Raw genomic sequence first — 12,916 nt, 5'->3', positions numbered from 1 at the left:
TTTTTGTTAGAACGTCCAACCTAACTGCAAGCCTCCACTGCGATAATCTCCACCGCTGGCATAGGCGATATCCACCACAAAACGCTTCCACCGATAACCGAGGCCGCCACCGATTAAATTATCGCGCAGGCCGGTTTGGTCGCTGCGATAACCAGCGCGCAGCGCAAGCGAGTCCCATAATACATATTCCGCTCCCAAGCTTAACTCTTGCGTTCCCGTTTCATTTGCCATGGGTTTTGCCTCGCCTAAATCGTAATCCAATCCCACACTGAATTTTTCATTCACATAACCAACACCGAGGCGCGAGCGCGAGCTGAGCGTGACACTAAGATCAGGCGCTGGTTCGCCGGTAACGGGATCGGGTTCCTGGGTAGTGGTAAAACTTTTTTCAAATGCATCCTTGAGTGTAAGGCTGACGCGGTAGCGCTCCTTGATGATGGCGGCTACACCGAAATCCGCGTTTAGCGTGATATGGGTTGCCTGGGTGTCCGAAAACTCATCGACCCCTTCTTCGGCGGAATCCAAGCTGTCATTAAAGTCGGCGGTATCGCGAAACGCATCGACACGCATCAATTTGGGGGTGATGCCGACAGCGAATGTGTAGTCTCGCCACTCAAATTGTTTTGCCATTGCCATGCCCCATTCGCTGATGGCAAGCGCGCTGATATCGGCATTGGAAGTAAGTGTACTGGTGGGGTCGATTAGCTGGCCATTGGAGTTAATCAATTGCGGATATTGCGCCGCAACTATGGCGGGGTCAGCACCAGCGGCGACCTGATTCATGGAGTCGATATAGTCATCGAGCAGCGCGCTATCGGCATCGGTGACATTGGCAAGGCCGCCGCCGATCAGACGTGTGCCGAAATAAAATGCACCGCCCTCACGGTTGCTGGGTTCGCTGATAGTGAAGCCGATAAAACTGTCGATATTCAAATCCTGGTTGGCGATATCGCCCAGCGCATCGCTCAGGTCTTGTGCAGAAGCAGCGACTTGTCCAGCACTCTCTGTAGTGGGTGCGGCATTAAACGCGTTAATTGCGCTGCTAAGTTGTGTGTCCAGCTCATCGTCAATTGCGTCAACTGCCGCTTCGGTTGCATCGGAGACTTGCACGACAATACTGGGTAAATAGACCCTGCCATCGCGTCCAGCTTCCTCTTCTTTATCGTGAAAGGCGAGCAGGGCGGGATTGTAAAATGCTGCCTGTGCATGGCTGCCAATCGCTGTGGCAGATCCTCCCATCGCCAGCGCGCGGGAATCATATACGCCATAGCTGATCGCCATGCCGGGCATACTCATCAAGGTTAAGCAGGTAGCGGCAAGCGGGTGACGAAGCAGGTTGATGCGAGTGGTTGATGGCATAGCGGGCACCGATAAGAGTTTTTTGTGTCGCCATAATGCAGAGGCTGGCTTGAGTATAGCCGTGCTTGGTTCACAGAATCGGGGTAAATCCGGCGAGTTTTGCACTGTTCAATCACTGATCATTTTGGCGATTAAGCTAGAGCGAAAACAGGGTTTTGCGGTAAAGTGCGAACTTGTGCCAAATAGGGCGCTCTTATCGATGGCGCCTGCGGTGATACACCCAAGTCTCGCCCATAAATACAATTGTTGATGTTATTGAGATCGCGTATGGTTTTTTTCCGCTGGCTGAGTGCAATTTGCTGCTTGGGCATGGTGTTGGTTGCCCAAGTCGCCCAGTCGGCGACGGTTAATGGTGTTCGTGTTTGGCGCGCGCCCGACCACACCCGTATCGTGTTGGATCTGGATGCCCCGGTGCAACACAGTCTCACTCTCGCAGGCAATCCTGACCGCATTATTCTCGATGTCCCCAACAGCAAGTTGTTGGGCGATTTAGTCAAGCTGCCACTTGCCGATACGCCAGTGACCGTCATTCGCAGCTACGTGCACAACAAAACCGATTTGCGCTTGGTGCTGGATTTAAAAGCCAAGGTCGCGCCCAACAGTTTTTCGCTTAAAGCCAGCGCCGGTATGCACGATCGTTTGGTGATCGACTTGTACGATGAAGTTGCTCCCGCTGTGACCGCCACATTACCAGCAGCACCAGCGACAACCGCGCCAGCATCCAACAATAAACCGGTTGTGACCCAGCAGGTCGCCAAACCGTCCAAGGCGCCCTCAGGGTCGCAAACGGCTCCTTCTGCACCAACTACAACTACTACCGCCCAACCGTTCGCGCGTGCAGATTTGAGTGGCAAGCGTTTTATCGTGATTGCGGTTGATGCCGGTCACGGTGGTGAAGACCCTGGTGCTATGGGGCCGAATCGCATTCGCGAAAAAGAAGTGACGCTCTCCATCGCCAAAGAATTGGTCGCAGCGATTAATGCGCAACCGGGTTTTACCGGAAAATTAACCCGCACCGGTGATTATTTTATTCCTCTCAAAAAACGCCGCGATCTTGCGCGTAACATGAAAGCGGATTTGTTTGTTTCCATTCACGCCGATGCTTTTACTAAAGCGAGCGCGCGCGGAGCCTCGGTATTCGCGCTCTCACAAAATGGTGCGACTTCTGAAACTGCACGCTTTTTAGCGCAGCGTGAAAACGAATCGGATTTGATTGGCGGGGTGGGTGATATCAGCCTCGACGATAAAGATCAGGTATTGGCTGGTGTGTTGGTGGATTTGTCGATGACGGCAACGCTGAACTCCAGTCTGCAAGTCGGCCATCATGTATTGAATTCCATGGGCGGCATTGCACATCTGCATAAACGCCATGTCGAGCAAGCGGGTTTTATGGTGCTCAAATCGCCGGATGTGCCCTCGATTTTGGTGGAGACGGGTTTTATTTCCAACCCCGAAGAAGCGCGTAAATTAGCGACACCAGCGTATCGCAAACAAATGGCGCAATCGGTATTTAAAGGGATTAAACAACATTTTTATCAGCATCCACCGGCGGGCACTTATGTTGCAGCGCAATTGGAGTCAGGTGCGATTAAAGATTTCGAACGGCAACACACAGTCGCAGCGGGTGATAGTTTATCGGCGATTGCGGCGCGTTACGGTGTGAGTTCGCAGCGGTTGATGCAGTACAACAATTTGCGCAGCACTACGGTGAAATTGGGGCAGACGTTAAAAATTCCAGGGGGCGGCAGTAATGCTGTTGCTGCTACCACTGTTGCCAGCCAACCAGTCGCTCGCCCAACCTATACACCATCGGCGCTGCCGCGCCAGCATCGCGTAGTGGCGGGTGATACTTTATCGCGTATTGCTGTGCGTTATGGCGTTACTGTGCCGCAGCTTATTAAACACAACAATATGAAAAATCCTACCGTAAAAATTGGCCAGACCCTCAAAATTCCAACGTCCTGATTGATTCAGGCTACCGGTTTTCCCCATGCGAAAAATTAAATTGCTCAGCCCACGCCTCGCCAACCAGATTGCTGCTGGTGAGGTAGTGGAGCGCCCCTCTTCAGTGATTAAAGAATTGTTGGAGAATTCGCTCGACGCCGGTGCGACGCGCTTGGAAATCGATGTGGAAGAGGGCGGCATTAAATTAATGCGCGTGCGCGATAACGGTGGTGGTATCGATAAAGACGATTTGCCGCTCGCGCTCAGCCGCCACGCCACCAGCAAAATTTATGAACTGGATGATCTCGAAGCGGTTGCGACCTTAGGTTTTCGCGGCGAAGCACTGGCGAGTATCAGTTCGGTTGCACGCCTTGCGTTGATCAGCAGCACCAATGAAGATAGTGCAGGCTGGCAAGTGGTTGCCGAAGGGCGCGATATGGAAACGCAATTGTCACCTGCACCACACCCGCGCGGCACTACCGTTGAAGTGCGCGATTTATTTTTTAACACACCTGCACGGCGTAAATTTTTGCGCACCGATAAAACGGAATACACCCATCTCGAAGATGTTGTAAAACGTTTGGCGCTTTCGCGCTTTGATGTCGCGTTTAATTTGCGTCACAACGGACGCGCAATTTATTCCTGGCGCGCGGGTGATTCGCAGCTTGAGCAGGAGCGTCGTGTTGCGCAAGTGTGCGGCCCGGCATTTATGGAAAATGCAGTGCATATTGAAATGGAGCGCAGTGGTTTGCGCCTGTGGGGCTGGGTGGCGCAGCCGACGTTTTCACGCAGCCAGGCCGACCTGCAACATTTTTACGTGAATGGCCGCGCGATTCGCGACAAGCTTGTCAGCCACGCCGTGCGCCAGGCCTATCAGGACGTGTTGTATCACGGCCGTCATCCGGCGTTTGTGTTGTATCTGGAGTTGGATCCATCAACCGTTGATGTAAATGTGCATCCCACCAAACACGAAGTGCGCTTTCGCGATAATCGCAGTGTGCACGATTTTATTTATTCGAGTTTGCATCACGCCTTGGCGAAAGTTCGCCCGGAAGATACCTTGGCAAAACGCGAATCGAGTGAAGGCGCCGATGAAGCTGGGGGTGTAAATCCGTTTGCACTTTCATCGACTCGGCCAATTCAAGGTATTGCCGCCGGTGAGTTTAAAGGGCAGGAAAGTATGGGCTTTCGTGCAGTATCCGCCAGTAATAACTATGCATCCGGTTATCAATCCAATTATCAGCCAGCTGTGGTTAATCCCGGTGCCGTGCGCGAGCAAATGGCGAGCTATGGCGAATTGCATCGCCCTGCGAATCCTACAGCAACTTATGCGATGCCTGATTCCGGCAGCGAGGATATTCCACCGCTGGGCTATGCCATCGCGCAACTCAAAGGAATTTATATTCTCGCGGAAAATGCACAGGGTTTAATTGTGGTGGATATGCATGCGGCGCACGAGCGCATCACCTATGAGCGTATGAAAGAATCCTTCGCCTGCGGGGGTATCCAAACCCAGCCACTGTTAGTGCCCGAGAGTATTGCTGTAAGCCAAAAAGAAGCTGACTGCGCTGAAAATTTTTACGATATTTTTAAATCGCTCGGTTTTGAATTGCAGCGCGCTGGGCCAGAGACTTTATTGATCCGCCAATTGCCGGTAATTTTAAATCGCGCCAAAGTCGAACAATTGGTGCGCGATGTACTGTCGGATTTAATCGAGCATGGCAGCAGTGAGCGTATCCAGCATCACATTAACGAAATTCTCGGCACCATGGCCTGCCACGGTTCAGTGCGCGCCAATCGCAAACTGACAATTCCCGAAATGAATGCACTATTGCGTGATATGGAAGCGACCGAGCGCAGCGGCCAATGCAATCACGGTCGCCCAACTTGGTTGCTGCAATCGCTTGATGAACTCGACAAAATGTTTATGCGCGGACAATAGTGAACATGAACAGTTCTGCGCAAAAACTACCCGTGATTTTTTTGATGGGGCCAACTGCCTCAGGCAAAACCGATCTTGCTATCGCCTTGCGCCAACATTTGCCGATTGAACTAATCAGTGTGGATTCTGCGTTGGTCTATCGCGGTATGGATATCGGCTCAGCCAAGCCCTCGGCACAAGAGCAGGCCTTGGCGCCGCACCGCCTGATTGATATTCGCGATCCTGCGGAGCCTTATTCTGTGGCCGATTTTTTGGTGGACGCTGAGCGCGAAATTGCGGCAATTCACGCGCAGGGGAGAATTCCTCTGCTGGTCGGCGGCACTATGCTGTACTTTCGCGCGCTGCTGGATGGCTTGGCTGAAATGCCTGCGGCAGATGCAGAGGTACGCGCGCAGATTGAGCGCGAGGCGGAGGAGTTTGGCTGGTCGCATATCCATGCGCAGCTCGCGTTGGTTGATCCGGAAACCGCTGCGGAAATTCATCCCAACCACTCACAGCGAGTCAGTCGCGCGTTGGAAGTGTATCGCGTGAGCGGTAAAACCATGGCGCAGTTGCGCGAGGTTCAGCGTCAACCTTCAGCACAACAATCGTTTTGCGAGCGTTACAATGTTTGCCAAATTGCCATAGCGCCGCGTGATCGCGTCATCTTGCATCAGCGTATAGCTAACCGGTTCGAAAAAATGCTCGCCAGTGGTTTGGTTGATGAAGTGAAGTTCTTGCATCAGCGCGGGGATTTACATCCGGATTTGCCTGCGATACGTGCGGTGGGGTATCGCCAAGTGTGGGATTATCTCGATGGGCGCTTGAATTACAGCGAGATGATAGAGCGCGGAATTATTGCAACGCGGCAATTAGCCAAGCGCCAATCCACCTGGCTGCGCGGTTGGTCGACAACACCAAATAGTGAACTACACTGGGTATACACTGAGACTGAGCAGGGAATTTCACTTACAAAGGAAGAAATTGTGCGTTGCGCCTTGAATTTTATAGGGTCCGCAGCCATATAATGCCTACGTGAGAACCCTAGTCAGATTTTCATGCTTTCTTCCACCCTCTCCTTACTGGATGTACTAGGTGTCTCGGGTGGGTAATTACTATAATTTTATTGTCCCTAGGAGATAAACATGTCAAAAGGGCATAGCTTACAAGACCCTTACCTGAACGTTCTGCGTAAAGAACGTGTACCTGTATCCATTTACTTGGTAAATGGAATTAAATTACAAGGTCAGGTTGAGTCATTTGATCAGTTTGTCGTGCTGTTGAAAAACACCGTAAGCCAAATGGTTTACAAGCATGCAATCTCCACTGTAGTACCATCACGCGCAGTACGTGTACCTCTGCTGAACGAAGCAGGTGGTATCGAAGGCGAAGAAGACGAGCAAGCCGAGTAATTTATCAAATCATTGATACAACCTCGAGGCCGCTAATTGTTTTTTGATCGCCCTGAATCGGGTGAACTGGCTGTGCTGGTTCACCTGAATTTATCTCACGGCCAAGATGCCGAAGATCCCCGCGAATTTGAAGAGCTGGTATTGTCCGCAGGTGGTGATCCTGTTGCCTTTCTTACCAGTGGTTCACGCATTATTCCTACCGCTAAATTTCTGATCAGTACTGGCAAGCTCCAGGAGTTGGCCGATCTGGTTGCTGAGCACAAAGCCGAACTGGTGATTTTTAATCACACTCTTACTCCCAGTCAGGAGCGCAATCTGGAAAAAGTACTCCAGTGCCGTGTGCTTGATCGCACCGGTTTGATTCTGGATATTTTCGCCCAGCGCGCGCGTACCTTTGAGGGTAAATTGCAAGTGGAGTTGGCGCAGTTGCGTCATACGGCCACACGCTTGATTCGCGGCTGGACCCATCTTGAGCGCCAAAAAGGTGGTATAGGTTTACGTGGCCCCGGCGAAACCCAGCTTGAGACAGATCGCCGATTGTTGCGTAACCGTATCAGTATGATCGAGCAGCGCTTGGAAAAAGTGCGTTCGCAGCGCGAACAGGGGCGCCGCTCCCGCCAGCGCGCTGCAATTCCTACTGTATCTTTGGTGGGTTATACCAACGCCGGTAAATCTACCCTGTTTAACCGCATAACCGGTTCAGATGTGTATGCGGTGGATAAATTGTTTGCCACGCTCGACCCCACTATGCGTCGCATTGAGTTGTCCGATATAGGTGCCGTCGTTATGGCGGATACCGTAGGCTTTATCAGCCACCTTCCCCATAAATTGGTTGAAGCCTTTCGTGCGACATTGGAAGAAGCGAGTAACTCAACTTTGCTCTTGCATGTGATAGATTCCGCAGCGGAAGAGCGGATGCGCAATACGGAACAAGTTGAGTTGGTGTTGGAAGAGATAGGTGCGGCTGATTTGCCGCAGTTGCGGGTGTACAACAAAATCGATTTGCTTGCCGATGCCGAGCCGCAAATTGATCGCGATGATACCGGCAAACCCATAGCCGTGTGGCTATCAGCGCAAACCGGTGCCGGTTGCGAGTTGTTGGCTGAAGCCATCTCTGAATTGTTAGGCAAAGAAGTTGTTAATGGTTGTTTGGTGTTAACTCCCACTCAAGGGCGTTTGCGCGCTATGCTCTACGCCCAGCAGGCAGTTGTAGAAGAAAATTATCGCGAAGATGGCGCCAGCCTCTTGCGAATACGCCTGCCCAAAAGTGATTTATTGCGAATTCTCAGTGCCGCTTCCCTGGCTTTTGAGGATTTGACTTGGGATGATCAGGCTTTACCTGTGCCCGATGATTTATCGGGGGAGTTGTAAACGCACGAATCATCCCCAATACAGCTTTACTTTCTACGTGGAGAAAAACTATGGCCTGGAATGAACCGGGAAAAGATAAAGACCCTTGGGGTGGACGTGATAGCGGCAAAAATAATGATGGCCCGCCAGATCTCGATGAAGCCTTTAAAAAGCTGCAAGACAAGCTAAACGGTATTTTTGGTGGCGGATCAGGTGGCGGTAAATCATCTGGTGGCGCCAATTTTGGCCCTCTGTTTGCTGTAGCTGCCATCATCGCTGCCGTGTTTTATGTTGGCGCCGGTGTTTATCAGGTGGATGCCAAAGAGCGTGCTGTGGTGCTGAAATTTGGTGCTTTCTCCGAAATCAAAACAGAAGGTTTGAATTGGAATGCGCCTTTGATTACCGAGGTGTATATCGTCAACGTGACCGGCGAGCGGCAGTATCCTTCGCGCGGTTTGATGCTGACCGAAGATGAGAGCATCGTTGAATTGCCAATCACTGTGCAGTTCAACGTCTCTGATGTGCGCGCCTATGTGCTCAACGTAAAAGACCCTGAAGTGAGCCTGCGCCATGCAACTGATTCGGCTGTGCGCCATGTAATTGGTTCTACCGAATTGAATCAGGTTTTGTCCGAAGGTCGTCAGGCGATTGCGGCAGAAGTGAAACAGCGTTTGCAGACTTACATGGATTCTTATGGTGCAGGTATTCAGGTAAATACTGTGAATATCCAGGATGCTCGTCCTCCCGAGGAGGTTCGCTCCGCATTTGATGATGTGATCAAAGCGAAAGAAGATGAGGCTCGCTTGAAAAACCAGGCGCAGGCCTATGCCAACGGCATCATCCCGGAAGCGCGCGGCCGCGCCCAGCGTATGATCGAAGAGGCTGAAGCCTACAAAGCAGAAGTTATTGCTCGCGCGGAAGGTGAGACAGATCGTTTTGAAAACTTGCTGACTGAATACAAGCGCGCACCTGAAGTGACCCGTCAACGTCTCTATCTCGAAACCATGGAGAGCGTGATGAAAAACTCCTCCAAAGTGATGGTGGATGTCGAAGGTGGCAACAATATGTTGTATCTACCGCTTGATCGCATGGGGTCGCGTACGCCAGTGGCTGAGCCACAAGTGCAAGCAGATAGTTTCAACAGTCGGGCTACCCAGACGCTTGAGTCACCCAAGCCCCTTGTTCGTCGGGAGGTTCGCTAATGTCTACTAAAGGTTTTGTTTCAATCATTGCATTGATTGTTGGATTGTTGCTCGCATTCAATTCTATTTATGTCGTTACTGAGTACCAGCGCGCCATTATGTTGGAGTTCGGTCGTATGGTTCAGGCTGACATCAAGCCTGGTTTACATTTTAAAAAGCCATGGGCCAAAGTGAGTAAATTCGATGGTCGTTTGCTGACGGCCGATATGACCCCCGAAAGTTTCTTTACCGTGGAACAGAAGCGTCTTGTGGTTGACTCTTACATCAAATGGCAAATTAAAGATGTGGAAACCTACTACAAAGCCACCGGAGGAGATGAGGCTACTGCAGAGAGCCGCCTTGCCCAACGTGTAGCGGACGGTTTGCGTAACCAGTTTGGTCGCCGCACCCTGCACGATGTGGTTTCCGGCAAGCGTGATGAGTTGATGAGTGAGATCACTGCCAGCATCAATGTTGATGCAATGAAATTGCTCGGTATTGAAGTCAAGGATATTCGTGTAAAACGCATCGATTTCCCGCCCGAAGCTAGTCAATCTGTGTTCGCCCGTATGGCCGCTGACCGCGAAAAAGAAGCGCGTGAATATCGCTCGCAAGGTAAGGAGCAGGCTGAAGTGATTGGTGCAGATGCCGATAAACAGCGCGCTGTACTGGAAGCTAATGCCTATCGCGACGCAGAGCGCATTCGCGGTGATGGCGATGCCAAAGCAGCTGCAATCTTCGCTGAGGCTTACAGTAAAGATCCTGAGTTCTACAGCTTTGTACGCAGCCTAAATGCTTATCGGCTCAGCTTTAGTGGTAAGGATGATTTGATGGTGGTTGATCCACAGAGTGATTTCTTCCGGTACCTGAAAGATCCAAAGGGTAAAAACTAAGCTCTGATCCGTTAGCAAGTCGCCCGCGGTGCGGGCGATTTTTTCGTACGGCTGATCTTATTGCGATTAGCCTACAAATCCTCCGGCAAACAGTGTTAAAATGCCGTAACCGAGCCAGCCGCTCGGTTTTTTTATGCGTGCTTGCCAGATGCTTTACCTCTAAAGTGCGCATTTAACCCTGCATTTAACCTAGAGTCGCTTATGACCTACGCTGATCGTTGGCTATTACCGGACGGAGTGGAGGAAATTCTCCCCGCCGAGGCCAAAGCCATAGATAGTTTGCGTCGCCGCTTGCTGGATCTGTACAGCACTTGGGGCTACGACATGGTGATCCCGCCACTGTTGGAATACACCGATTCACTGCTGATTGGTTTGGGGCGCGATGTTGATCTGCTCACCTTTAAAGTCACCGACCAGTTAAGTGGCCGCACCTTGGGTATTCGCGCCGATATCACCCCGCAAACCGCGCGTATGGATGCCCATAGTTTTAACCGCACCGGCGCCAATCGCCTGTGTTATGCCGGTCATGTGGTTCATACCCGGCCCAAAAATCCGCTTGCAACCCGCACCCCTATCCAAGCTGGGCTTGAGTTTTACGGTGAGCCGGGTGTTGCGGCTGATATCGAAGTTGTTTCACTTCTGTTGGAGTCATTGCAAGTGGCGGGGCTCCCGCGCTTACATATTGATTTAGGCCATGTCGGTATTTATCGCGCGATCGCTGCGGATGCCAGTTTGACCAAGGGACAAGAAGATACTTTTTTTGAGTTGTTGCAGCGCAAGGCAAGCACTGAAATTCGCGCGTGGGTCGATGCCAATATTGCCGATCCGGCAAAAGCACAGTTGTTTTTAAGCTTGCCAAGGTTAGCGGGCAATAAATCCGTTTTGCAGAAAGCGCGTGACTTGTTCAGTGGAGTGAAAGCGGCGCAAGCTGCAGTTGATCAACTGGATGAAGTTGCGCGGGTTATCGAACAGCGCTATCCCGCCGCTGAGCTGTATTTTGATCTGGGCGAGTTGCGCGGTTATCACTACTTAACCGGTCTGGTATTTGCGGCCTTTGCGCCAGGTTATGGCAATCCTATTGCCAGCGGCGGCCGTTATGATCATATCGGTGAAGTGTTTGGTCGCGCGCGTCCGGCAACCGGTTTTGCGGTCGATATTACCGCTATTAGCAAACTGGGTTTGCTCAACAAGGTTGGGGTGCCCGCCATTGCGGTTATTGAAACCGGTAATACGCAGCAGTGGGAGATGATGCAAAACCTACGCAGTCAAGGGCAGCGCATTATCGCAGTTAGCGAAGGCGCCAACCTGGCAGAGCTGGGCTGCGATCGCCAATTATTGTTACAGGATGGTCGCTACAAGGTCGTAGCGCTTTAATCAGTCAGTTTTCTTTTTATCCAGCACAGAGAGTTAAACCAGTCATGGGCAAGAACGTCGTGGTATTGGGCACCCAATGGGGTGACGAAGGTAAAGGCAAGATCGTGGATTTGTTGACCGATCAGGTCTCCCTGGTGACGCGTTTTCAAGGTGGCCACAATGCGGGGCACACTCTGGTGATCGACGGCAAAAAGACCGTTCTTCACTTGATCCCTTCAGGCATCTTGCGCGAAGGAGTCACCTGTCTGATTGGCAATGGCGTTGTGCTATCGCCTGAGGCTTTGCTCAAAGAAATCAAAGGCTTGGAAGATACTGGTGTTTCGGTACGCAAAAATTTGCGTTTGTCTCCCGCTTGCCCACTGATTCTTCCCTATCACGTTGCGTTGGATCAGGCGCGTGAGCTGGCGCGCGGAGATGCAAAAATTGGCACTACAGGTCGCGGCATTGGTCCAGCCTATGAAGATAAGGTTGCGCGTCGTGGCCTGCGCTTGGGAGATCTGGTCGATCTGCAAAGTTTCGCTGTTAAGCTCAAAGAAATTCTCAGCTACCACAACTTTGTATTGACCAACTACTTCAAGGTCGAAGCCGTTGATTTCAACAAGGTACTGGCAGACTGCAAACTCTGGGCGGAGCAGTTGTTGCCGATGATGGCTGATGTGACCGAGTTACTTCACACTGCTCGCGAGCAGGGTGAAAGCATCCTGTTTGAAGGTGCGCAGGGGTCGCTGTTGGACATCGATCATGGTACCTATCCCTTTGTAACCTCATCTAATACCACCGCTGGTGGCACTGCTACCGGTTCCGGTTTTGGCCCCCTCTATCTTGATTACGTGCTGGGAATCACCAAAGCCTACACCACCCGCGTTGGTTCAGGCCCCTTCCCGACTGAATTGAGTTGTGAGATTGGTGAATATCTGGGCAAAAAAGGCCACGAATTTGGCGCAACCACTGGTCGCAAACGTCGCTGTGGCTGGTTCGATGCTGTAGCTGTGCGCCATGCCAACCGTATCAACAGTGTTACTGGTATTTGCCTCACCAAGCTTGACGTGCTTGATGGACTTGAAACCGTAAAAATCTGCATTGGTTATCAGGATGCTAAAGGCAATTCTATCATTGGCATGCCCTATGACGCCGATGGTTGGGCTGGCATTAAACCAATCTATGAAGAAATGCCAGGTTGGAGCGAATCTACTGTGGGTGCTCAAACTCTGGAAGAGCTTCCAGCCAATGCACGTGCCTACATCAATCGCCTTGAGGTGTTGATCAAGGCGCCAATCGATATCATTTCCACAGGTCCTGACCGGATCGAAACTATCGTCTTGCGTCATCCATTCTTGGCATAAAATCCCGAATTTTTGTCGTCAAAAAGCCCGCTTTTCGAAGCGGGCTTTTTTTATTTGCGAAACTTCAAATCAAGGGTAATTGATAATCTCTGTTTCAATTGATAGCGCTGTCAATTCATCTTGCGATGGATCATTTATT

The 12,916-nt window shown here is 51.3% G+C and carries 10 protein-coding genes; 9 read left to right on the top strand and 1 reads right to left on the bottom strand.

Features of this window, described 5'->3' with window-relative positions; genetic code table 11:
• Positions 1–6: 6 nt before the first annotated feature.
• A complete protein-coding gene (gene traF / locus J2X05_RS11895; protein WP_310072706.1) occupies positions 7–1,359 on the bottom strand; it encodes a conjugal transfer protein TraF in 1,353 nt (450 codons plus the stop codon).
• A 267-nt stretch (positions 1,360–1,626) separates the two neighbouring features.
• Between traF and J2X05_RS11890 the strand changes: the two genes are divergently transcribed.
• The 9 genes from J2X05_RS11890 (at position 1,627) to J2X05_RS11850 (ending at position 12,777) form a co-directional block, all read left to right on the top strand.
• Positions 1,627–3,324: an N-acetylmuramoyl-L-alanine amidase gene (locus J2X05_RS11890; RefSeq protein ID WP_310072704.1), complete on the top strand. Its 1,698-nt coding sequence runs from the start codon at positions 1,627–1,629 to the stop codon at positions 3,322–3,324.
• 25 nt (positions 3,325–3,349) lie between these two features.
• Positions 3,350–5,245, top strand: coding sequence for a DNA mismatch repair endonuclease MutL (gene mutL / locus J2X05_RS11885; RefSeq protein WP_310072703.1), 1,896 nt, complete (start codon positions 3,350–3,352; stop codon positions 5,243–5,245).
• Between the two features lie 5 nt (positions 5,246–5,250).
• The gene (gene miaA, locus J2X05_RS11880) at positions 5,251–6,252 is read left to right on the top strand and encodes a tRNA (adenosine(37)-N6)-dimethylallyltransferase MiaA (protein ID WP_310072702.1); all 1,002 of its coding nucleotides are present in this window, start codon (positions 5,251–5,253) and stop codon (positions 6,250–6,252) included.
• Between the two features lie 117 nt (positions 6,253–6,369).
• A complete protein-coding gene (gene hfq / locus J2X05_RS11875) occupies positions 6,370–6,636 on the top strand; it encodes an RNA chaperone Hfq (RefSeq protein ID WP_039912679.1) in 267 nt (88 codons plus the stop codon).
• A gap of 36 nt (positions 6,637–6,672) precedes the next feature.
• Positions 6,673–8,007: a ribosome rescue GTPase HflX gene (hflX, locus tag J2X05_RS11870; RefSeq protein WP_310072699.1), complete on the top strand. Its 1,335-nt coding sequence runs from the start codon at positions 6,673–6,675 to the stop codon at positions 8,005–8,007.
• A gap of 50 nt (positions 8,008–8,057) precedes the next feature.
• Positions 8,058–9,188 (top strand): FtsH protease activity modulator HflK, encoded by a 1,131-nt coding sequence (gene hflK, locus J2X05_RS11865; RefSeq protein WP_310072697.1) that lies wholly within the window; start codon positions 8,058–8,060, stop codon positions 9,186–9,188.
• Complete coding sequence (gene hflC, locus J2X05_RS11860; RefSeq protein WP_310072695.1) at positions 9,188–10,060, top strand: protease modulator HflC; 873 nt, start codon at positions 9,188–9,190, stop codon at positions 10,058–10,060. Before hflK ends, hflC begins: the two co-directional genes overlap by 1 nt.
• Before the next feature lie 201 nt (positions 10,061–10,261).
• Positions 10,262–11,434, top strand: coding sequence for an ATP phosphoribosyltransferase regulatory subunit (locus J2X05_RS11855; RefSeq protein ID WP_310072693.1), 1,173 nt, complete (start codon positions 10,262–10,264; stop codon positions 11,432–11,434).
• 44 nt (positions 11,435–11,478) lie between these two features.
• The gene (locus J2X05_RS11850; RefSeq protein WP_310072692.1) at positions 11,479–12,777 is read left to right on the top strand and encodes an adenylosuccinate synthase; all 1,299 of its coding nucleotides are present in this window, start codon (positions 11,479–11,481) and stop codon (positions 12,775–12,777) included.
• Positions 12,778–12,916 lie beyond the last annotated feature (139 nt).

Source organism: Cellvibrio fibrivorans (genome assembly GCF_031457055.1).
Classification (GTDB): Bacteria; Pseudomonadota; Gammaproteobacteria; order Pseudomonadales; family Cellvibrionaceae; genus Cellvibrio; species Cellvibrio fibrivorans.
This window is presented reverse-complemented; position numbering and strand designations above follow the sequence as displayed.

Excerpts from the sequence above, each read along its gene's own strand:
- hflK (WP_310072697.1), top strand. The coding sequence starts at position 8,058 with ATGGCCTGGAATGAACCGGGAAAAGATAAAGACCCTTGGGGTGGACGT.
- miaA (WP_310072702.1), top strand. The coding sequence starts at position 5,251 with ATGAACAGTTCTGCGCAAAAACTACCCGTGATTTTTTTGATGGGGCCA.
- J2X05_RS11855 (WP_310072693.1), top strand. The coding sequence starts at position 10,262 with ATGACCTACGCTGATCGTTGGCTATTACCGGACGGAGTGGAGGAAATT.
- J2X05_RS11850 (WP_310072692.1), top strand. The coding sequence starts at position 11,479 with ATGGGCAAGAACGTCGTGGTATTGGGCACCCAATGGGGTGACGAAGGT.
- hfq (WP_039912679.1), top strand. The coding sequence starts at position 6,370 with ATGTCAAAAGGGCATAGCTTACAAGACCCTTACCTGAACGTTCTGCGT.
- traF (WP_310072706.1), bottom strand. The coding sequence starts at position 1,359 with ATGCCATCAACCACTCGCATCAACCTGCTTCGTCACCCGCTTGCCGCT.
- hflC (WP_310072695.1), top strand. The coding sequence starts at position 9,188 with ATGTCTACTAAAGGTTTTGTTTCAATCATTGCATTGATTGTTGGATTG.
- mutL (WP_310072703.1), top strand. The coding sequence starts at position 3,350 with ATGCGAAAAATTAAATTGCTCAGCCCACGCCTCGCCAACCAGATTGCT.
- J2X05_RS11890 (WP_310072704.1), top strand. The coding sequence starts at position 1,627 with ATGGTTTTTTTCCGCTGGCTGAGTGCAATTTGCTGCTTGGGCATGGTG.